General features: G+C 58.8%; 18 protein-coding genes. 12 read left to right on the top strand and 6 right to left on the bottom strand.

Annotation, left to right across the window (positions count from 1 at the left end):
* On the bottom strand, positions 1–510 hold the full coding sequence (gene ybiA / locus IE127_RS10490) for a riboflavin biosynthesis intermediates N-glycosidase (RefSeq protein ID WP_189425621.1): 510 nt from the start codon (positions 508–510) through the stop codon (positions 1–3).
* Between ybiA and IE127_RS10485 the strand changes: the two genes are divergently transcribed.
* The 3 genes from IE127_RS10485 to IE127_RS10475 all read left to right on the top strand — a co-directional run bounded on the left by IE127_RS10485 (position 500) and on the right by IE127_RS10475 (position 3792).
* Complete coding sequence (locus tag IE127_RS10485) at positions 500–892, top strand: helix-turn-helix domain-containing protein (protein ID WP_189425620.1); 393 nt, start codon at positions 500–502, stop codon at positions 890–892. The genes ybiA and IE127_RS10485 overlap by 11 nt on opposite strands.
* 499 nt (positions 893–1391) lie before the next feature.
* Positions 1392–2183 carry a phytanoyl-CoA dioxygenase family protein gene (locus IE127_RS10480; protein WP_189425619.1) on the top strand — a complete coding sequence of 264 codons (792 nt, stop codon included), beginning with the start codon at positions 1392–1394 and terminating at the stop codon, positions 2181–2183.
* Positions 2184–2418: 235 nt separating this feature from the next.
* On the top strand, positions 2419–3792 hold the full coding sequence (locus tag IE127_RS10475; protein ID WP_210310474.1) for a cytochrome P450: 1374 nt from the start codon (positions 2419–2421) through the stop codon (positions 3790–3792).
* 259 nt (positions 3793–4051) lie between these two features.
* On the opposite strand, the gene IE127_RS10470 is transcribed toward IE127_RS10475, so the two are convergent.
* From IE127_RS10470 to IE127_RS10450, 5 genes are all read right to left on the bottom strand, one after another.
* The gene (locus IE127_RS10470) at positions 4052–4948 is read right to left on the bottom strand and encodes a formylglycine-generating enzyme family protein (protein WP_244640103.1); all 897 of its coding nucleotides are present in this window, start codon (positions 4946–4948) and stop codon (positions 4052–4054) included.
* 162 nt (positions 4949–5110) lie between these two features.
* Positions 5111–6574 carry a sulfatase family protein gene (locus tag IE127_RS10465; RefSeq protein ID WP_189425617.1) on the bottom strand — a complete coding sequence of 488 codons (1464 nt, stop codon included), beginning with the start codon at positions 6572–6574 and terminating at the stop codon, positions 5111–5113.
* Positions 6575–6600: 26 nt separating this feature from the next.
* Positions 6601–7452, bottom strand: coding sequence for a carbohydrate ABC transporter permease (locus IE127_RS10460; RefSeq protein WP_189425616.1), 852 nt, complete (start codon positions 7450–7452; stop codon positions 6601–6603).
* A complete protein-coding gene (locus tag IE127_RS10455) occupies positions 7449–8387 on the bottom strand; it encodes a carbohydrate ABC transporter permease (RefSeq protein ID WP_189425615.1) in 939 nt (312 codons plus the stop codon). The genes IE127_RS10460 and IE127_RS10455 overlap by 4 nt, the downstream gene beginning before the upstream one ends.
* An 8-nt stretch (positions 8388–8395) precedes the next feature.
* Positions 8396–9832, bottom strand: coding sequence for an ABC transporter substrate-binding protein (locus IE127_RS10450; RefSeq protein WP_189425614.1), 1437 nt, complete (start codon positions 9830–9832; stop codon positions 8396–8398).
* Positions 9833–9995: 163 nt separating this feature from the next.
* Here IE127_RS10450 and IE127_RS10445 point away from each other — a divergent pair, with 163 nt between their 5' ends.
* From IE127_RS10445 to allB, 9 genes are all read left to right on the top strand, one after another.
* The gene (locus IE127_RS10445; protein WP_189425613.1) at positions 9996–11009 is read left to right on the top strand and encodes a LacI family DNA-binding transcriptional regulator; all 1014 of its coding nucleotides are present in this window, start codon (positions 9996–9998) and stop codon (positions 11007–11009) included.
* 341 nt (positions 11010–11350) lie between these two features.
* The gene (locus tag IE127_RS10440) at positions 11351–12979 is read left to right on the top strand and encodes an ABC transporter substrate-binding protein (RefSeq protein ID WP_189425612.1); all 1629 of its coding nucleotides are present in this window, start codon (positions 11351–11353) and stop codon (positions 12977–12979) included.
* Between the two features lie 64 nt (positions 12980–13043).
* A complete protein-coding gene (locus tag IE127_RS10435) occupies positions 13044–14075 on the top strand; it encodes an ABC transporter permease (RefSeq protein ID WP_244640101.1) in 1032 nt (343 codons plus the stop codon).
* The gene (locus IE127_RS10430; protein ID WP_244640100.1) at positions 14059–14964 is read left to right on the top strand and encodes an ABC transporter permease; all 906 of its coding nucleotides are present in this window, start codon (positions 14059–14061) and stop codon (positions 14962–14964) included. Before IE127_RS10435 ends, IE127_RS10430 begins: the two co-directional genes overlap by 17 nt.
* A 1-nt stretch (position 14965) precedes the next feature.
* Positions 14966–15928 carry an ABC transporter ATP-binding protein gene (locus tag IE127_RS10425; protein WP_189425611.1) on the top strand — a complete coding sequence of 321 codons (963 nt, stop codon included), beginning with the start codon at positions 14966–14968 and terminating at the stop codon, positions 15926–15928.
* Positions 15925–16923, top strand: a complete 999-nt coding sequence (locus tag IE127_RS10420) for an oligopeptide/dipeptide ABC transporter ATP-binding protein (RefSeq protein WP_189425610.1) — start codon at positions 15925–15927, stop codon at positions 16921–16923. The genes IE127_RS10425 and IE127_RS10420 overlap by 4 nt, the downstream gene beginning before the upstream one ends.
* Positions 16923–17930, top strand: a complete 1008-nt coding sequence (locus IE127_RS10415) for a DUF6282 family protein (protein WP_189425609.1) — start codon at positions 16923–16925, stop codon at positions 17928–17930. Before IE127_RS10420 ends, IE127_RS10415 begins: the two co-directional genes overlap by 1 nt.
* 10 nt (positions 17931–17940) lie before the next feature.
* Entirely contained in the window at positions 17941–18933 is a 993-nt protein-coding gene (locus IE127_RS10410) for a DUF6282 family protein (protein ID WP_189425608.1), read from the top strand.
* Positions 18934–18935: 2 nt separating this feature from the next.
* A complete protein-coding gene (gene allB / locus IE127_RS10405; protein WP_189425607.1) occupies positions 18936–20315 on the top strand; it encodes an allantoinase AllB in 1380 nt (459 codons plus the stop codon).
* Position 20316 lies beyond the last annotated feature (1 nt).

Genomic DNA, 20316 nt, shown 5'->3' with positions numbered 1-20316 from the left:
CTATTCCGCAGCTTCCATAGGTGCTGGCCAGCCGTCGGCAATGTCGATCCCTGACCTGAGCGCGGTCCGCAGCTCCATAAGCATCTGGCCGAGCATATTTTGGCCAACGCCGTTTACTTCACCCCAGAGTCGATTGACCTCGTTGTCGACGGTGGCGGACTCCACGAGACGCGCCTCGCCGGTTGAGAGAAGCAACTCTTTCAAATCTGCATGTTGTTCGAACTTGGCCGCCAGCACGCGGCGCATGCGGCCGTATTTAGCTTTCGACCATCCCGGGGCGACATCCCAGTAATAGAGTCCGTGCGCCGCCATAGCCAGAAGCGCCGGAGAGGGCGCTTGCATGAGCCAGGCGCGAACTTCAGCTTTCCGGGCCTTCCCTGCCTGATAGGCATGTTCCGAGGTCTTGAAGGTCTCACCCTCGAACTGGATTTCTCTGCGGAACAAATTGCTGAAGGCGCCGTAGGGCTTCTCGCTTGCCCGATAGAACCGGATTTCTCCAATGTCACTCATGCCGACCACCTTGCTTTTTTCATCATCTATCAATATGCAAATTTGCATGAAAGTCAACGAAGCAGAGGCAAAGGCCATTGGACAACGGATCGATGCAGCACGCATCGATCGCGGCCTAACCCTTCCTGAGCTGGCTACCAGGACCGGCGTTGACTACAGTCAGGTTTTCAAAATCTGCAAAGGCCAGTTCATCGTAATCAGTGGCAGCGTCTGGCAAATTTGCAATAAGCTGCATATTTCGCCCTTGCCTGACGCCCTTCAAGACGAGGATGAACGACGCTTGACCCGCGGCGTGCTTTCGCTTTGGAACCGGACACACGAGGATGCTGATCGCATCGTCAAAATGCTTCACAGCATCCGCGATGTCAGGGACGGTTCCTGACAGCAAAGCCCTTAATAGATCATCATCAGCCCGGTGAAAGACTTAGGGAAGGTTGGAGAAATGTAAATCCCGGCATGGCAGTCTACTGCCGCCCTCACTCGGTCGTCGACAGAACCGAAAGCAACCAAAATCATGCCCCGGCCGTCTGCTGCGATAATGCCGACCCGCTCGTGCAAGGCGGGTGTCCGCTTTTAGCTTCGGGAAATAAATCGGGGAACGGCCGGAATGGGCGCGTTGCTGACCGGCAGAACTCGACCCCATTTCGGTCAAAGGATGGCTTCCAACGATTTCAGAAAAGCGGAAATCGCTCGCTTGGCCGCCAAGTTTCAGAACTCAAGCTCTTGCCGGGAAAAAGCCCCACTGCTAAACACCCGCCACCATGATGTTTAAGTCCACATTCTTTCCGCTGATCTGACGACCCAGTGTCGTCGTGCACCCTGGCGCCTTTTGAGATCATAACGGCCTGTCCTCCGTGGAGGCCGTGCGGAGAATTTTTTGAATGTCGGAACCTCGTAACTCCGATCTGAGCGAAGCTCAGATCTCGCACTTCATTGAACATGGATATATCAAACTAGACGGTGCCTTCGATGGCGACCTTGCCGCAAAAGGGCGGGACCAGCTTTGGAATGCCGTGGGGCTTTCTCCAGACGCGCCAGAGACATGGAAACAGCCTGTTGTCCGCTTGGGCTTCATGACAGACAAACCTTTCGTCGACGCCGCCAACACCCCGCTCTTGCACGCATCGTACGATGCCCTGGTAGGCGAAGGCCGGTGGTTGAGGCCCAATGGCTTGGGCACTTTCCCTGTGCGTTTTCCGTCGCCAAACGATCCGGGTGATGCTGGATGGCACGTTGATGCCAGCTTCGGTACCGATAACCCCGACTTCATGCAGTGGCGGGTCAACGTGAAAAGCAGTGGCCGTGCCCTTCTCATGCTATTCCTTTTCTCCGATATCGGGAAAATGGATGCGCCGACCAAAATCAGAAGTGGGTCGCACAGCGCCATCGCCAGGCAGTTACTGCCGGCCGGACCGGGCGGTCTCACGCTTGGCGAGTTGGCCGCTGATGGATTCGCTTCGACAGCCGACTGCGAAGTAGTGCTGGCTACCGGGGAAGCCGGGACGGTCTATCTTTGCCACCCTTTCCTGGTCCACTCCGCTCAGCCGCATAGCGGATCTGAGCCCCGGTTCATGGCTCAGCCCGCGCTTCTGCCGACGGGTGAGTTCGACCCGTCGCTGCCACCCTCGGCGGTGCAAATAGCCATCCGCAGGGCCATTGGGATGGCGCTCTAACCTTGGAGCCCGGGACACAACCGTTCCGGGCTCCCGATGTCTAATAAGTGTCCGCTGAGGCCCGGCCACTCGCCGAAAGCCGACCGTCGCCTTTCCACCCAAATGGGCGCGTTGCTGCCGGATCTGAACGGTGTAACAGCTGAGTTGTTAGCTGAAGGAGCAATCACTCAAGTGTGGTTTTGGATCAGCAAACTCATGGGGTAGGTCTGGCTACGCAGAAGCGAGGACAAAGGTTTTGCCCCAAACTGATCTGCAGATGCAGCCGCCCCATGTTGAGCCTCATCGCAAGCCCTTGTCTATCCTCCAGTCGGTGCGCGCGGCTCGCCGTAACGTGCTCGAGATCATTCCTTCCATTGCTTATCAGCAACCAATTGTGTCGGGACGCATGGGAGGTGCCCGCTGGCACATGGTGCAGGACCCGGCCTCGCTGCGGCGCATCTATCTCGACAATGCCGCCAACTATCCCAAGTCAGAGGTCATGGTGCGAATGCTGCGCCCGGCAATCGGCAATAGTCTATTCACTGCCGAAGGCGCCGAGTGGCGCTGGCAACGTCGCGCCGTCGCGCCGGTTTTTGCGCGGCGCAATGTAACATCACTCGCACCGGTGATGACGGCCACTGCTGAGCGGGCGTCGCAGAGGCTACACGCGGCCGGGCCGCAAGCTGAGTTGGTGGCTGAAATGCTCACCGCCACCTTCGATGTCATATGCGAGGTCGCCTTATCGGGCCGGGAGCATTTTGATGCCAAGGTCTATGGCGCTGCCATTGTTCGCTATTTCGAAACCGCCGGAAAAGCGTCGCTTCTCGACTTTTTGCGCGTTCCGAGCTGGTTCCCGCGGCCCGGGGAGCTGCTGGGCTATGGTGCAGTGCATACAATGCACGACATGGTAGACAAGGCCATTGATGCGCGCCGCGCGCAGGCGACCGGCCAGGCTGATGATCTGCTCGATTTCATGCTCAAGGCCACGGATCCTGAGACGGGACGCACGATGTCGGCACAAGATGTGCTGCACAACATGCAGTTCTTCATCGTAGCGGGCCACGAAACAACGGCGCTGGCGCTCAGTTGGGCCCTGCAGCTACTAGCGCTCTATCCAGAAATCCAGGAAGAAGCGCATGCCGAGGCCCGCAGCGTTCTTGGCGATCAGCCAGCCAGCCTCGGTGATCTTGAGTCTATGCCACTCGGCCGGCGCATCCTTCAGGAAACCATGCGGCTCTATCCACCGGTGGGAATGCTAGCGCGCGAAGTGCTCATCCGTGACCAGCTGGGTGGTCGCGATATTCATGCTAAGGATGTGATTTTCCTGCCGCTTTATGCGCTGCATCGCCACGCAACGCTGTGGGACAATCCCAATACCTTCAACCCTGACCGCTTCCTGCCAGAGCAGGTCAAGGCTAGGGACAGCTACGCCTATCTGCCCTTTGGCGCAGGCCCGCGCGTCTGCGTCGGTGCCAACTTTGCAATGATGCAAGCCCAGATAATCTTAGGGACCTTGCTGTCGCGATTCAGGTTTGCTCAAGGCCCCCTCGCCTTACCTACCCCGACCATGCTGATGACCGTGCGCCCCGATACTGGGATTAACCTGAGTGTGAGACCCCGACAAAGGTGAGTTGCGCCCCACTAGAGTTTATCGACATTCAGACTTTTTTTTGCCCAGGAATGACAGCTTTTCACGTGGTTGGAACGCTTTTCCCGGCATCCCTTCGAAGCTAAGCTCGAAAGATGCACGCGACTCTTGGGGACGCGGCGTATCGGATTGTGCTCCTAGAGCCTCAAGGATCGCACTACGCCAACGACCGCATGCAACGCATCACTGGCCCTCGTATCCAGTGTCTCGTTCCGTCGCCGTGGAAAAGTCTGAATAGACCTTAGCCACTAGCGGGCTCGTGAACCTGCGCAGGCAGGTCGTAAGCCACACGAAATCCTGTATTTGAGCCGGCGCTATCAGGAGTCATCGCCATGCGCGCGGCGATGCGATAGCGGTAACAATAGGAGAAGTGGCACAAGAAGGATCCGCCCTTGAGGACCTTTTCCTCGCCTTGTAGGGCGCGCGCGTTTCTCTGCTTCGCGAGCTTGGAGATCGAGCGCACACGAAACGCATCGTGCGTCCATTCCCAGACATTGCCGCTCATGCAGTAAAAGCCCAGCGCATTGGGCTCGAAGCTCCTTACCGGTGCGGTGAGAGCGTAACCGTCTCTCTCCGTATTCAGATCCGGAAACCTGCCCTGCCAAATGTTGCAAAAGATGTTAGCGTCATCGGGCTCGTCGTCGCCCCAAGGAAAGCGCTTGCGCACCGGACCACCACGCGCTGCATGCTCCCATTCTGCTTCGCTCGGCAAGCGGCCACCAACCCACCGGGCGAAGGCGTACGCATCATTCCAGGAGACTTGGACTACCGGATGGTCCATCCTACCATTTAAGGAAGAGCCCGGCCCTTCCGGATGACGCCAGCTCGCGCCCTCGATCTGTTGCCACCAGGGCAAGTGCGATCCGCTATCTGCAGAACGATCGACGCTCTCTCGCTCGTTGCTAAATACCGCAGACCAGCCAAATCGTTCAGCCTCTGTGACATAACCAGTGGCAGCTGCGAAACCGGCGAAGCGCGCGTTGGTGACCGTGGTTGCTTCTAGCGCAAAATCGTACAAGGTCACAGCCCGCTCCGGCCCCTCTCCGTCAACGAGAACTACCGGAGCATTTGTGCCGACAAAGCTCTTGCCGCCAACTACGTGGATAGCGCTGTCGGCCGTGCCTGTTGCCGGAGGCATTGCTACCGGTGCCAAACCGCTGGACGACAACTCATTGATTTTACGTGTAGGGCTGCAGCACGCCATGTATCACTATCCAACCAAAAAACGAGTAGCGGCGAAGCATTTGCCGACTGCTTTTCTGCTTATCGCCGCCATATCGTTACAGCTAAAGACATGCCGCTAGAAATCGGCTCGACGCTGCGGCAGCGGGTCGACGGTCCATGCCATCCGGTCGACGAGACGCCTGTAGAGCGCGAGTTTGTCCCCTTCACGCTTCGGGTCCCCCCAGAGGTTGTGACGCTCCTGCGGATCCTCAACCAGATCGTATAGTTCGCCTTCGTCGTGTCCGTGAACGACTACCATTTTCAACCTGTCAGTGCGCACCATCGTCGCCTGCGGGTTCACGTCTTTGGGGTGCCACGGCATAGCGTTGTAGTACTCGCAATAGACGTCCTCCCGAGCTTTGAAGGCCTCGCCGCGCAGCAAAGGCAGGAAAGAGCGGCCTTGCATGCCGGGTTCTCGGTCGATGCCAGCGGCACCAAGGAGGGTCGGCGCAATATCTACCAGTTCCATCAGATCCTTATTGCGCACTCCTATCTGGATACCGGGGCCGGCGATGATCAGCGGCACATGCACCGCCTCCTCGTAAAAGTACGAGCCTTTGAGGTAGATACCATGGTCGCCAAGCATCTCGCCGTGATCGGACATGAAGATGACGATTGTATTTTCGCGCTGTCCCGTCCGCTCCAGAGCCTCAAGCATGCGTCCGACCTGCGCGTCGATCAAATCGCACATTGCCCAGTACGCGGCCTTCACCAGCCGGTGATCGCGATCCGACATCTTTTCATACTCAAAGCCAGCACGGCCGCCATAGGCTCCCTCGTGGTCGATTTTCTGCACAGTAGGTTTATTGTCGAGTTCTCCGGCTTCGTAGTTTGGAAGCGGGATTTCGTCGAGCTTGTCGAGATACGGTTGAAGGTACTCGAGCGGCGGATCAAATGGATGGTGCGGATCGAACATGTTGACGGAGAACATCCAAGAATGATCCAGATTCGCATTCGCTTCCATGAAGGTGATCGCCTTCTGTGCGCACCAGGTCGTTTGGTGATCCTCGGCTGGCGGCCCCACATGCACGTGCGGTGAACCCTCATAGGGCGCACGTTGATACTCGGTGCCCTTCTCTCGCAGCCACAGATCGTACTCGTTGGCTGGCCAGTTGTTACCCTTTCCGCGCTGAAGCGGCGGCGAGGGGTGGTGCGACCAGTGAAACTCTGAATAGCCGTCATCGATGCGACGCTCCGTGAATGGTGCGATCGACGGGTGACACGTGGAAAGATGCAGCTTGCCGGCCAGGCCGCAATTGTAGCCACTGTCGGCAAGCACCCTTGAGATCAGGCGCTCTTCCGCCGGAATGTCCTGCCCATTCTGCCGCGTCCTTGTTGTCCGCGGATAGCGGCCCGTCAGGAAGCTCGCGCGGCTCGGCGTGCAGACGGGACTTTGCGAGTACGCTCGCTCGAACAACATGCCGTCCTTCGCCAGGCGGTCAATGCTTGGTGTCTTTACAAACTCGTTGCCATAGCACCCGAGCGTGTCCCAGCGTTGCTGGTCGGTGCAGATCCACAGGATGTTCGGAGCGCGGGTCATTGTTCAAGCAATCTTTCGGTTGGACTTCATGATTTTATGGCGCCAGCTACACCTTCGACGAAGTACTTCTGGACGAGGAAGAAGAAGGTAACGACCGGCACCAGGGAAAGCGTTGCTGCGGCCGCCATACCCGACCAGTCGGTCTCATTGGTGCCGACGAAGGCGAGCATTCCTACTGCAAGCGTGCGCAGGTTCGGGTTGCCGAAGGTGAAGACCAACGGAACCAGAAAGCTGTTCCAAGCCGCTAGGAACGACAACACGGCAACCGTCGCCGTTACTGGACCGGCGAGAGGCAGCATGATTGAAAAGAAGATGCGCAAGAACCCGGCGCCGTCAACGATTGCGGCCTCTTCCACTTCCTTGGGGATGCGGCTGAAGAACCCGGCATAGAGCAGGATTGCAGCTGCCTGCCCGCTACCACCGAGTGCAAGAATGATCCCGGCGTGCGAATTGAGCAGCCCAAGGTTCCGCGAGAGATCCACGATCGGAATAATGGTGAAGCCAAGCGGAATGACGAATGTCGCGGCGAGAACGCCGATGACGGTTTTGCGGCCGATGAATTCGTAGCGCCCGAGCACGTAACCGGAGAGGGAGCAGTGAAAGATCACCAGGATCACTGTTCCGGATGTGACGAGGAAGGTGTTCAGCATGTAGGTGCTGAAGCCCCCGTCCTGCCATGCCCGCGTGTAGTTCCCCCAGTCAAAGGCATCCGGCATCAGGTTAAGTCCCTTCTGGAACATCTCCAGGGGGCCCTTGAACGAGGCGGATACCAGCCACAGGAACGGATAAATCCAAAGCGCGCACAGTGCGGTCAATCCCAGCACTGCCAGAACCACCGAAAGACGCCGGCCAAGGGGTCTCGATCTACGAATACTCATTCAGTTTCCGCCGGTTTCTGGCGAATTCGCCTCAGGATAATCAACTGAAGGAGTGCCAGCGCGATGACGCAGATCCCGAAAAATAGCGAGGCCGCCGACGCATATCCCAGCCTTGGCGTGTTCGACGCGAAGGCCTGACGGTAGACGAATATGTCGATGACTTCGGTGGCGTAGAAGGGACCGCCATTTGTCAGCGTCAGCATCAAGTCAAAAACGTTGGTTGCCTCGACGACAGTGATCAGCGTGATGATAATGGTGAATGGCGTCAGCAGCGGCAATGTAATGTACACGATGCGCTGCCACCCGCTGGCCCCATCGATCCGTGCTGCTTCGTAAAGATCTTTCGGTACGGTTTGCAGCGCGGCAAGCCAGTAGATCAGGGTGATCCCGAGCCACTTCCAGACCCAGACACCGACGGCCGTGTAAAGCGCCACGCCCGACTGCCCGAGAAAGTTCACGGGCTGATCAAGAATTCCGCTCTGTAGCAGCGCGAGATTAACCGGACCGCTCGTGGGATCGAGGATGAACCGCATCACAACGCCGAGAATTGCGGCCGTGGTGACGACGGGTAGAAAGATTGCCGTTCGAAAGACCCGTGAGAATGGCAAGGCCTGGTTGAGGAGTATCGCTAGCAAGAGTGCCAATCCCACGCGTAGCGGAACTGCCAAAACCATGAACGTCACCGTATTCCGGAAGGCGTTCCAGAACAGGCGATCATTCGCCAGCTCTTTATAGTTGGCAAAACCAATAAAACGGCCCGCCTGCTCAAATCCACTCCAGTCCAGCATCGAAAAGTAGATGCTGACGCCAATCGGCCACAGGGTGTAAAGCGCGAAGAGCGCAGTGCTGGGCAACAGGAACAGATAGATATAGCGGTCGCGCCACAACTGCTGGACCAGCTGCGTGCGGCTCCCCATGGGAGCAGTGCGGGCCATCTTCAGACCTACGAGTACTGGTCGGGAGCGAAGTCGGTGCCCTGCTCCCAGTTTTCGAAAATCCAGTCATCGACACTGACTTGGGCGCCGTTCTCCCGGGCTACAGAAATAGCACGATCACGTTCCGCGGTCATTGCGTCCTGATACTCCTGCAACGTCGCACGGATGTCCGGCACGGCCCCCGCAAACGCACCCTGGATGATCTCGCCGAGTCCCGGACTGACGGTGCGCATCTGCGCATAGACCTGCGCTATGTCCGGGTTCCGGATGAGCGGCTCCGGAGCAAGCCTGACGGTCTCTGGATACTCTCGCACGATCGTACGGTAGGTCTCATGCACATCGGCGCGTTCAACGGCGCTCAAGTCCAGCGGGGGCTGATCCATGCGCTCAGCCAGAGCGACGTAATACTCATCAGTTGTCATCATCGCGAGCAGTTCACTCGCCTGCTCGCGCATCTGAGACTGCTCGGTGACCCAGAATGTGCCGGCTGCTGGGCCGACCTGCATCGTGCTACCGGCACTCCGCATAGGATTTGTCACAACGCCGATGCCATCGATCACATCAGGCATGTTTGACGCCAGTGAACCGCTGTTCCACGGCCCATCCGTGAACATGGCTGCCTCACCAGCAGCCCACCGTACCCGACCCTGCCGGGCATCAAGTGATGACGAGGCCGGATGAAGGGTGCCGTTCTCTTGAAAGGACAGGAGGAACTCTAGAGCCTCGACATACTGGTCGCCGGCAAATGTGTACTGCCCAGTACGCCAGTCAATTGGACCGACCCCGCCCGCCATCTGTGCCAGATCATCAAGGTGAGCCTCCATGCGACCAGTGAACTGAATAGGCAACAAGAGCCCGTATCGCCCATTTCCGGTGGTTGCCTGGGCCGCCGCTGCAATCTGGTCCCAATCCCGAGGACCGGCGTCCGGATCCATACCAGCCTCCTCTAACATCTGCTTGTGGAACCAAAGGGCGGTGGTGTGCCAGCGAAACGAGAAGATCGGAAATGAATAAACCTCTCCGTCGACGATGTGCATACCGTCGAACAGAGCTTCGCGCTGAACTGGTTTGTCGAGTGACACTGCATCGGTGAGCGAAGCAAAGCGCCCAGCGCGGAGCAATTGGCTTATGACCGCCAAACTATCGGGAATGGACGCAACGTCTGGCGCCTCCCCGCTTCGAAATGCGAGTTGCAGGGACTGCATCATGTCCGACGGGTTCATGACCGTGTGCTCTACGGGTACGCCACCGCTCTCAGCCGCATAGTTGGCCCACATCCGCTCATGCAACTCGGCAAGTGGCTGAAAGTGGTCCCACCAGGCGAGAGTTCCTTCCTGTGCGTGCGCTGATCTGCTGCCCATGACAGCTGCCATCGCTGTGATGGCCGCTACTCCGGCCATGAGCTCGCGCCGGTTTATGACGTTAACCTGTTTGCTCGAATTCATTGTTTCCTCCTCCAAGGCTACGATGACCCTACCCGATTGGGTTATTTATTACTTGAAGCGTAGCGCTTGTGGCACTTCATAGCAATCGCTAGATGAACTGCAGGCCATGCAAAGAGGTAAGATGACAGAGGACGGGCTTAAGAGGCGGCCGAAACGGGCCACCATGTCTGAAGTTGCCCGACGTGCTGGCGTGTCGCAAGCGACGGTCTCTCTGGTCCTGAACGACACCGGAGGCGTGAGGGTCAACGCCGATACGCGAGCTCGTGTGCGTCAGGTAGCAGATGAGATCGGCTACCACGTTTGGAGACGGTCACCTGTCGGCAGCGGATCCATCCGGACGATCGGCTTCTTGATCGACGACATCACTTCGAGCGCCCTAACAACGTCTTCAATAGAGGCAGCGCGCGCCGCAGCATGGGAAAACAACTGTGTCTTGACAGTCTTGCCGACCCACGGAGAAAGCCAACTGGAGCGAGCTGCCATCAAGCTGTTGTTCGCGCAGCGTTTGGTGGGAGTTATCTACGGCGCCTTTTATACCAAAGAGGTGTCCCTCCCGAAGCAACTGAGGACGGCATCAGTGGTTCTGCTCAACTGCTTTTCGGCCGATCCAAATGTCACATCTTTCATCCCACGGCACGAAGAGGGCGCCTATGATATGACTACACGTCTCATCGCTGCAGGACATCGACGCATAGCAGTGATTAACGGCACAAGCTCCATGTTAGCCGCTGTCCAGCGATTCGAGGGCTATCGGCGTGCGATGGAAAGCGCTCAACTCGAAATTGATGAAGACCTTGTCGCAGAGGGAAACTTTTCCCTCAGCGGCGCTCAGCGTATGACAGAGCGGTTTCTCATGCTGGACCGGCCTCCAACGGCAATCTTTTGCGCCAGCGACAAGATGGCCATCGGTGCCTATGAAGCTCTGAAATCTGCCGGCCTGTCTCTGCCACTGGATATGTCAGTGGTGGGTTTCGACGACGATCCTATGGGTCAATTTCTCTCGCCACCTCTTACGACCGTGCGTGTCCCCCATGCTCAGATGGGACGTCAAGCGGTAGAGTTCCTAATTGATAAGTACAATCGGGCAGAGCAGCGGGTACCTCCCGGAAAGTCTCTGCTCGCTTGCCCACTGGTGGAGCGAGAATCTCTCGTTTCGCCGAAAGGCAGCAAACGTTAACTTAGGCAGAACCTTGGCCTAGAGCGAACAATTCGCCGAGGCGATGGTCTTGGACATCGTCCGCTATTGGGTACTCGCAAGGTGGCGCCCTCCGGACATTGCCGAGTTTTAGGTGCAGGCTATCACCACTGCCTGAGATCTTACTTGCCTGCGTTTAGCGAATTCCGGCGGGAGATCTCATCGCTTGTTACCAGGGCAATCTCGACGATCATTCGATACGTTCGTATCGGCAATTGCGCCGAAGGTGAGCTGGCGGAATAAATCAGAGCGCACAAGACTATGCCATCCCGATGGAACGGCGACAGATGTCCCGGTCCGCATTCATTCAGATGAGGATGGCAATGTCTCGAACTCGCTTCCTGCCGCGCCTTGCAGCCATGTTTTTTCTTGCGTCCGCTACATCTCCGAGTATGGCCCAGAGCGAATTTGCGCCTGAGCCGCTGAGCCCCGAGGAAGTGGGTAGCGGTCCGCGGCTGATCTACCTGCACCAGGAATATCCAGCAACGCTGGATCCGCAGAACACCTCGGCATTTGTCGGTCAGCTCGCCATGGAGATGTTCGACACACTCGTCACCTATGAGATCGATCCGGCGACCGGTATCGCCGACCAGACCAACATCGTGCCGCGTCTCGCCTCATCGTGGGAAATCTCAGACGATAACAAGACCCTGACATTCCATCTCAATCCCGACGCCCGGTTCTGGGACGGTTCGCCTGTGACGGCTGAGGACGTCTACTGGTCAATCGAGCGCGCTCTGGTCGGTCGCATGGGATGGGGCACGACCCAAATCGAGACCGGCGGCATCTTCTCCGTTGATCAGATGGAGGTCGTCGATCCGCAGACGCTCGCGATCACCTACCCGGATGGTCTAGGCCGCTATTCGCTGCGCAATTTCGCTTCCATGTCGCTAACCGTGATGTCCAAGGCGGCATGTGAAGCCGGCCGCGCCGAAGGCGACGAGTGGTGCGTAGATTGGATCAAGACAAATGCCATGGGCTCCGGCCCGTACATGCTCGGCGAACAGCAGAGTGGCGAATATATCGTCGCAGTTGCCAACGAGGACTATTGGGGCCCGGCCAAGCCCTACTACTCCGAGGTGCTGTTCCGCGTCGTGCCGGAGGCGCAGACCCGCATGCTGTTGCTCGAGAGCGGAGAAGCACAGATCGGCTTCCTGACACCCAACGAGTATTCGGTGCTCCAGAACTCGCCCAACGCCAAGGTATTCAGCGTTCCCTCCCAACAGGACGTGGCTGTGCTGCGCTGGAAGCCCGACACAGCGCCTTTCGATGATCCAAAGATCCGCGAAGCCGTGATCAAAGCGATCCCCTACCAGCGTCTCGTCAACGAAGTTTGCGCCGGATTCTGTACTCCGGTCCAGAATCTCGTTGGGGTGAACACCCCGGGATACGTCGCCGAGCCGGATTTTGCCACCGACATCGAGGCGGCCAAGGCGCTTGTCGCCGAAAGCAGCTATGCCGGCGACGTCCCTTCGTTCGACGTGCCGGTGATTGATGGCTCAACCCATATGGCTGCTGGAATCATCATTCAGGATGCGTTGCGCGAAATCGGGCTCGACATGCAGATCCAGCCGCTGACCCAGAACGCCTTCGACGAGATCGCCTGGGGCCAACGCGACCTTAAGGTCTCCATCCACTCCATGGGGCCGTGGTGGAACGACTTCTTGTACTGGGCCTACTGGATGTACCGCACCGACAGCGCCACAAATCATATCCAGTATTCCAACGAAACTCTCGACGAGAATGTGCTGGCGGCTCTGCTGATCCCGCAGGAAAATGAAGCTGAATACATGGAGTTGCAGGACGAGGTGCTCGAAATCCTCAACGGAGAGCATCTTGCGGCCCCTCTGTACCAGGTCAACTGGAATGTCGCGGTCTCCAGCGAGGTGTGCAACGTCAACAAGTTCCCCTGGGGAACAATCGCCTTCTCCTGGCTGCGCCCCTGCGTCTGAAATCTCTGACCCGAGCAGGTCGCACCGGAGTACCGGTGCGACCGCTCTTCCGGGAGTACTCGTGATGCGCCTGCCGCCATTCTTCAGCTACATCATGCGACGGATCGCTATCAGCCTTGTTGTGCTACTCGGGGTCAGCGCCATCGCCTTCTTCATGGCCTACCTGCTGCCATCCGATCCCGTAACCAGCCGCTATCCTGACATTACTGTCGAGCAGCGCGAGGAAATGCGTCGCCAGATGGGGCTCGATCAGCCGCTAGTCGTTCAGTATGCACGCTACATGGAATCGGTGTTTCGCGGTGATTTCGGCCAGTCCTTCGGCACCGGCAACTCCGTGGGCGAGGACCTGGCAAGGCGCGTTCCAGCCACTCTCGAACTCGCCACCTTCGGTATCTTGTTCGGCGTGCTGGTTGGCCTGCCACTCGGCATCGTGGCCGCCGTTCGGCGCGGCCGCTTGAGTGACCACATCATACGCATATTCAACCTGATGGCGCAGTCGATCCCGGCCTTCTGGCTGGGGGTAGTGCTGATCTTCTTCCTTTACTTCCAGTTGCGGCTGGTACCCTCGCCGATCGGCAGGCTCTCGATGATGCACACTGCGCCGCCCGGCATTACCGGTTTCTTCACAATCGACGCGGTGCTGACCGGACATTGGGATACTGCTCTTGCTGCCCTGCGCCAGCTGATGCTGCCCGCTTTCGTGCTAGGCCTCGGCGTAATTTCACCAATCGTGCGCATTACCCGCTCCGCCATGGGCGAGGCCTTAGGCGAGGACTACATCACCTTTGGCCGTGCACTTGGCCTGCGTCAGCGCCAATTGGTTTTGGGCGACGCGTTTCGCGGTGCGCTAGTCCCGATCGTGACGACCTTCGGCTTCATCGTCGGCAATGTTTTCGCCGGCGCCGCAGTGGTCGAGACAGTCTTCGCCTGGCCGGGACTAGGCCGCTACGCGGTCACTGCCATCACAACCAGCGACATGGCTCCAGTCTCGACCTGTATTCTGCTCATCGCATCCAGCGTCGCCATCGCCAATCTGGTGGTCGATGTCTCCTATGCACTGATCGACCCCCGGATCCGTCATGAATATGCAAGATAGCGCCCTCCTGCCGGCTCCAGCGACATCGGGCGCACCGCCACGGCGCAGCATGTGGAACCGGTTTTATTTCGGTCTGTTCGGCGGGGATTTTCTGGGGCTGATCGGCATGGCTCTGCTCGCCGTGTTAGTGTTCGTGGCTGCTTTCGGTCCACTGCTGGTAACGCACGATCCGCTACTCACCACGCCCGACACACTGTTGCCGCCCTCAGCTGAGCACTGGCTGGGCACCGACCATTTCGGTCGAGACGTGTTCTCGCGCACAGTTACTTCGCTGCGCATCGATTTCATAGTCGCCGGGGCGGGTGTCAGCGGCGCTATCCTCATCGGCTCCATTATTGGGCTGGTTTGCGGCTATATCGGCGGCTGGTTTGATGATCTGGTCATGCGCCTTGTAGATATCATCCAGTCTTTCCCGCTGCTGCTGGTAGCCATGGTTCTGGTGCTGGTCATGGGCCCCAGCGTCGAGAGCATCGTGGTCGTAACCGTCCTCATCAACATTCCGATTTACGCACGCGTCATTCGCGGCGAGACGCTGCGCAAGAAGAACCTCGAATATATCGATGCGGCGAGATGCTCGGGTGCCAGCGAAATGTCCATCGTCTTCCGCCACCTGATGCCCAATACGTTGAGTCCCATCGTCGTTCACGGGAGCCTCAACCTCGCAGCTGCCGTCGGCAATGTCGCCGTCTTGTCCTTCCTCGGTATCGGCATTCGTCCGCCGACTCCCGATCTCGGGGTCATGGTCGCCGAGGGGACCAATTACCTGGTGCAGGGGGCCTGGTGGATGAGCATCTGCCCTGGTCTCGTGCTGGCCACCACCATTTTCAGTCTCAACCTTATGGGCGACTGGCTCGAGGGCCGGCTCGACCCTCGGCGGAGCGCGGCCTGATATGACCGAGTCACTCCTGACCATCACTGATCTTAGCATCGACAGCCTGCGTGACGGCACCCGTCGTCGCATTGTCGAGGGCTTCAACTTGTCGGTTCGCGCCGGCGAAATCTACGGTCTCGTTGGCGAAAGCGGATCAGGCAAATCCATTTCGATGATGGCCAGTGTCGGTCTCGCGGCACAGGGGCTCGACGTACGCAGCGGCACGGTAAATTTTGGGACCCGTCGCTTTGCTGCCAGCGACCAGAAAAGCTTGCGCGGGAATCTCTCGCATGGGGTTTCGCTGCTGTTCCAGAACGCCAAAGGAGCCCTCAATCCATTCATCACAGTTGGCAAGCAGGTTGAGCGAGTGCTGCGACGGCGTCGCCGCTCCGACATTCAAGGCGAACTTAAAGAACTTTTCCGGGTTGTCGGGCTCAACTATGCAGATTTGGGACGCAAGTATCCTCACCAGGTCAGCGGCGGCCAGGCCCAGCGTGTAGCCATGGCATGCGCTCTTGCCACCGAACCAGCGCTGCTCATAGCTGATGAGCCGACAACGGCTCTGGATGTGACGACAGAGCGTGAAATGCTGCGCTTTCTCGCCTCGATTTGCCGGCAGCGCAACATGGCAGTGGTGTTGATCGCGCACAACCTGTCGCTGGTTTCCGAGTACTGCTCAAGCCTGTCAATCCTTCATGCGGGGCAGGTGGTCGAGACGGGCAATCTGGCCCCGATCTTCGCCGAACCGTTGCATCCTTATACGCAGGGATTGATAGCCGCCGTGCCCGACGTGGATTCGCCGCGCGAGCTGGTGCCACTCATTGGCAGTGTCTGGGGCGGCTCATCCGAACTGGATCGTTGCCGCTTCTCCCACCGATGTCCTCACGCCATGCCGCGTTGCGAACGTCGCATTCCACCGGCGGTGAAGCGCGACGGGCGGGAGGTTCATTGCGTGCTCTACGAACAGGAGGTGTCGGCATGAACGATTTGCCTTCACTGTCGGTCCGCAAGTTGACCAAGCTGTTTTCCGATCCAGACCGCCCCGATGCGATAAGCGTGGGCGTGCGCGGAGTGTCTTTCGATGTCGAGCGTGGTGAAGTCGTCGGTCTGATCGGCGAGAGCGGTTGCGGCAAAACTACGTTGGGTCGTTGCATTGTCGGCCTGCAAAGCGCTGACAGCGGTGACATCGTAGTCGGCGACACCATCTTCAGCGCCTTGCGTGGCAAGGCTTTGCGCCGCTTTCGCAAAAACGTGCAGATCGTCTTTCAGCGCCCAGAAACCAGTCTCAATCCACGCATGTCGGTCTACACGTTCGTGCGCCAGGCACTGCGCAACTTTGCGACAGTTCGCAAGGGCGAGGAGCGCGTTCGCATAGAGGCACTGGCGGCCCTGGTGGGCCTGCGTCCGGACACGCTTGACCGTTTTCCTCACCAGTTGTCTGGTGGCGAACGCCAACGCGTCGCCATGATGCGGGCGTTGGCCTGCGAACCCGAGCTGATTGTATTGGACGAGCCAACGTCAGCCCTCGACGTCTCGGTGCAGGCCCAGGTACTGCGTACCCTAAAGGACCTGCAGGGCGAGGTCGGCGCCAGCTTCCTCTTCATCAGCCATGACGTGGCCGTAGTGCGCTACATCTGCTCGCGCGTACTGGTCATGTACCTCGGCGTCATCGTCGAGGAGGGGCCTAGCGAGACCGTGCTCGCACATCCTGTCCATCCGTATACGCAGGCCTTGCTGGCCGCTGCGCCGAGGATCACACCAAAGCCGGACCCCGGACTATCACTTACGGGAGAACTGGTTCTGGGGGATGTGCGTCCCCACGAATGCCCGGTCCGCCCCCGCTGCCCGCTGGCTCACGATCGCTGCCACAAGGCGCCGCCCATGGCCGACCTCTCCAGTGGCCACCGCGCCGCCTGCTGGCTCGCCCACGACTCCGCACCCTCAACGAACATGACAACCGCTCGGGAACGAACCTGATGACCAGCCTTGAGACTTTTTACGACCGTTCGATGGAATTGCCCTCTGAGTTGCTCGTCGGGGCCATCGATAGCCATGTGCATGCCGGTCCCGTGCTTCGCTCCAATCCCGGCCATCAGGACCCGTTCGAAGTCGCGATCGATGCGCGGGAAGCGGGAATGCGGGCGATCGTCTACTACGACGTATTCGGATGGGCTTCCGGTACTGCGTGGATGGTCAATCGCCATGTTCCCGGAATTCAGACCTTCGGCGGATATTTGATGAATTCCGCCCATGGCGGACTCAATCCCCGCTCAGTGCGCACCGCGCTTTATATGGAAGATGGTTGCCGCTTCATCAGCTTCGGCTCGCACTGCACCCACTTTTCTGCATCCCGGGAGTCCACCATCATCGATGGGCAGCTGGTACCGTTCAAGGATGCATATCCCGAGTTTGTTGAGAAGGAGCTATCCCGCGCCATCCGCATTCCGGAAGAAGGGCCGATCTCGGATGATTTGGCTGAGATCCTGCAAATGGTGGCCGACCATCCGGACGTCTATCTCAATACCGGCCATGTCTCCGGCCCCGAGGTCTTGCGTATTCTGGATCTCGCCGAGGAGTTCAAGATCCAAAAAGTGCTGATCGCGCATCCGGCTCGCCAGCAGCTGAGTATCGACCAGCAAAAGGACGCGGCGCGGCGCGGCTTCTTTCTCGAAGGATGCCTCGTCGACTGGCTCTATCCCAATGCGCCGCGTACTCACTATTACGTCGAAAAAAAGTACATGGATCGCTCGGGAGAATTGCCGCGCGCACGCCGTACGGCGGCACAGTGGATGGCAGACATCCGTGAAGTTGGGCCGGAGTATTTTGTGCTCGGCACCGATTACGGCATTCGCGCCGCCTCTACGCCAGTGCAAGGCATGCGCACGTTGATCACGACGCTGCTCGACTACGAATTCACGCCCGATGAAATCCGTGCCATGACCGCCCACAACCCGGCGCGTCTCATTGGCCTTGACCCGCAATAGGACTAGCCCCATGGCCACATACGAACCCTTTTACAACCGCACCATGGAACTGCCCGAGGAATTGCTGGTCGGAGCCGTGGACAGCCATGTCCATGCCGGCCCGGTTCTGCGCTCAAACCCAGGCCATTTCGATCCCATTCAAGTGGCCGAGATGGCGCGTGCTGCAGGTATGCGGACCATCCTGTACTATGACGTCTTCGGCTGGGCTTCGGGCACCGCCTGGATGGTAAACCGGTACATGAAGGACTTCCGCACCTTCGGCGGCTATCTGATGAACTCTAACCATGATGGCATGAACCCAAGGGCTGTACGTACCGCGCTCAATCTAGGTGATGGTTGCCGCATGATCAGCTTCGGCTCACATTGCACCTATCATTCGGCTTCCACGGAATCGGCCCTGGTCGATGGACGTCTGGTGCCTTTCAAGGATGCCATCCCCGGGTTCTCCGAAAAGGAGCTGTCCCGCGCCATCCGTATCCCCCTTGAGGGGCAATTGCCCGACGCGCTCAAGGAAATTCTCGATATGGTGGCGGAGCGACCCGAGGTCTATCTCAATACCGGACACGTTTCCGGCCCCGAAGTCTTGCGTATTGTCGAACTGGCGCAGGCCGCCGGTATTGGAAAAATCCTTGTCGCCCATCCTGCGCGCGCGCTCCTGAGCGTCGATGAGCAAAAGACGCTGGCAGGCAAAGGCGTGTTCCTCGAGGCCTGCGCCGTGGATTTTGGCGGCCCCTGGATGCCGCAAACTCACTATTATGTCGAACGCGACCTGATGGACATGAGTGCGGTGGTACACGGCCGTGCCATGAGCTGGCTGCAGGGCATCCGCGATGTCGGGCCAGAACAGTTCGTTCTTGCCACCGACTATGGCGTGCGGGTGCTCCCTTCCCCTATCGAGGGCATGCGCATGATGATCTCGATGCTGCTTTATTTCGGCTTCTCCATCGAAGAAGTGCAAACCATGACGGCCACAAATCCGGCCCGGCTAATCGGCCTAGACTGAGCATGCAATTGTATATCCGCAATGGGCGCGTCGTAACCGAGACCCACGAGTTCGAAGGTGGGCTGCTCGTTGAAAGCGGGCGCGTGGCCGGACTGGTCGAGGGCAATCCCGACCATGCTGCTGACGAAGTCATCGATGCACAGGGGCTCCTGATCTTACCGGGACTGGTCGACGCGCATGTGCATTTTTCCGAGCCCGGCCGTGGGCATTGGGAGGGCTTTCGCACTGGCAGTATGGCTGCGGCTGCTGGCGGTGTTACCACGATCGCTGAAATGCCGCTTAACGCCTCTCCGCCCACCATCGATGAGGATGCGCTGGCGCTAAAGCGTATTGCGGCCCGCCAATCCATTGTCGACTATGCGCTTTGGGGCGGCCTGGTCGCCGATAACCGTGCGCATCTCGATGGTTTGCAGGCGGGGGGCGTCGCCGGCTTCAAGGCCTTCATGTGCGCCAGCTCCACCGACTTTCCCCGCGTCAACGACAGTGTCATGCGCGGCGGTATGGAGCAGATCGCCGCTTTCGGTTCGTTCCTCGCCGTTCACGCCGAAGACGAGGATATCACCGGCCGCCTCACTGCCGACTTGCGCAATGCCGGTCGAACCGATCGCCTTGCCTGGGGAGAGACGAGACCGGTTGATGCAGAACTCACCGCCATAGAGGCCGCCATCTCTATGGCACGTCTCACCGGAGCGCGTCTCCACATCGTTCATATTTCAAGCGCCGAAGGCGTTGATCTGGTCACTGCGGCCAAGCGTTCCGGCCTGGCCGTTACGGCCGAGACTTGCCCACACTACCTGTTCTTTTGCGAGGATGATCTGGTCCGGATCGGCCCGGAGGCCAAATGCGCCCCGCCCCTGCGCAGCAGCGCTCGCGTAGAGGCGCTCTGGGATCGGGTGTTGCAAGGAGAAATCGATGTCATCGCTTCCGATCACTCGCCTTGCCTGATGGCAGAGAAAACCGCTGGTGACGGGGATATCTTTCGGGCATGGGGCGGGATTTCCGGTTTGCAGTCGACCCTACCGGCGATGCTCACCGCCGGCAGGCCCCGTGGCCTCAAGCTGACCGACCTGGTCCGAATGACAACGGGCAATCCCTCGCGCCTCTTCGGTTTCCATCCACGAAAGGGCGCGCTCGCTATTGGCGCCGATGCGGATATAGTTATCGTCGATCCCGACGCTGTCTTCGTTCTGCAGGCTAAGGACCTTTACTATCGCAACCAGCACAGCGCCTATGTGGGGTCTGCCATGCGCGGTAAGGTCAAGAAGACCATCCGTCGAGGAATTACCATCTTCAACGATGGCGCGATCTCTAAAAACGCAGGCGTCGGAGAGTTTCTAGCCGGCGCCGGCTCATATCAGTCAATTAGGGCGCACGCTGTATAGG

Origin of the sequence: Devosia pacifica (assembly GCF_014652635.1) — a bacterium.
GTDB lineage: Bacteria > Pseudomonadota > Alphaproteobacteria > Rhizobiales > Devosiaceae > Devosia > Devosia pacifica.
The sequence above is the reverse complement of the archived record's forward strand: the minus strand, read 5'-3'. Positions and strand labels throughout refer to the sequence as shown.

Coding starts and splice junctions, on each gene's coding strand:
- IE127_RS10485 (WP_189425620.1), top strand. CDS start 500: ATGTCACTCATGCCGACCACCTTGCTTTTTTCATCATCTATCAATATG.
- ybiA (WP_189425621.1), bottom strand. CDS start 510: ATGAGTGACATTGGAGAAATCCGGTTCTATCGGGCAAGCGAGAAGCCC.
- IE127_RS10480 (WP_189425619.1), top strand. CDS start 1,392: ATGTCGGAACCTCGTAACTCCGATCTGAGCGAAGCTCAGATCTCGCAC.
- IE127_RS10470 (WP_244640103.1), bottom strand. CDS start 4,948: ATGCCTCCGGCAACAGGCACGGCCGACAGCGCTATCCACGTAGTTGGC.
- IE127_RS10465 (WP_189425617.1), bottom strand. CDS start 6,574: ATGACCCGCGCTCCGAACATCCTGTGGATCTGCACCGACCAGCAACGC.
- IE127_RS10460 (WP_189425616.1), bottom strand. CDS start 7,452: ATGAGTATTCGTAGATCGAGACCCCTTGGCCGGCGTCTTTCGGTGGTT.
- IE127_RS10455 (WP_189425615.1), bottom strand. CDS start 8,387: ATGGCCCGCACTGCTCCCATGGGGAGCCGCACGCAGCTGGTCCAGCAG.
- IE127_RS10450 (WP_189425614.1), bottom strand. CDS start 9,832: ATGAATTCGAGCAAACAGGTTAACGTCATAAACCGGCGCGAGCTCATG.
- IE127_RS10445 (WP_189425613.1), top strand. CDS start 9,996: ATGTCTGAAGTTGCCCGACGTGCTGGCGTGTCGCAAGCGACGGTCTCT.
- IE127_RS10440 (WP_189425612.1), top strand. CDS start 11,351: ATGTCTCGAACTCGCTTCCTGCCGCGCCTTGCAGCCATGTTTTTTCTT.
- IE127_RS10435 (WP_244640101.1), top strand. CDS start 13,044: ATGCGCCTGCCGCCATTCTTCAGCTACATCATGCGACGGATCGCTATC.
- IE127_RS10430 (WP_244640100.1), top strand. CDS start 14,059: ATGAATATGCAAGATAGCGCCCTCCTGCCGGCTCCAGCGACATCGGGC.
- IE127_RS10425 (WP_189425611.1), top strand. CDS start 14,966: ATGACCGAGTCACTCCTGACCATCACTGATCTTAGCATCGACAGCCTG.
- IE127_RS10420 (WP_189425610.1), top strand. CDS start 15,925: ATGAACGATTTGCCTTCACTGTCGGTCCGCAAGTTGACCAAGCTGTTT.
- IE127_RS10415 (WP_189425609.1), top strand. CDS start 16,923: ATGACCAGCCTTGAGACTTTTTACGACCGTTCGATGGAATTGCCCTCT.
- IE127_RS10410 (WP_189425608.1), top strand. CDS start 17,941: ATGGCCACATACGAACCCTTTTACAACCGCACCATGGAACTGCCCGAG.
- allB (WP_189425607.1), top strand. CDS start 18,936: ATGCAATTGTATATCCGCAATGGGCGCGTCGTAACCGAGACCCACGAG.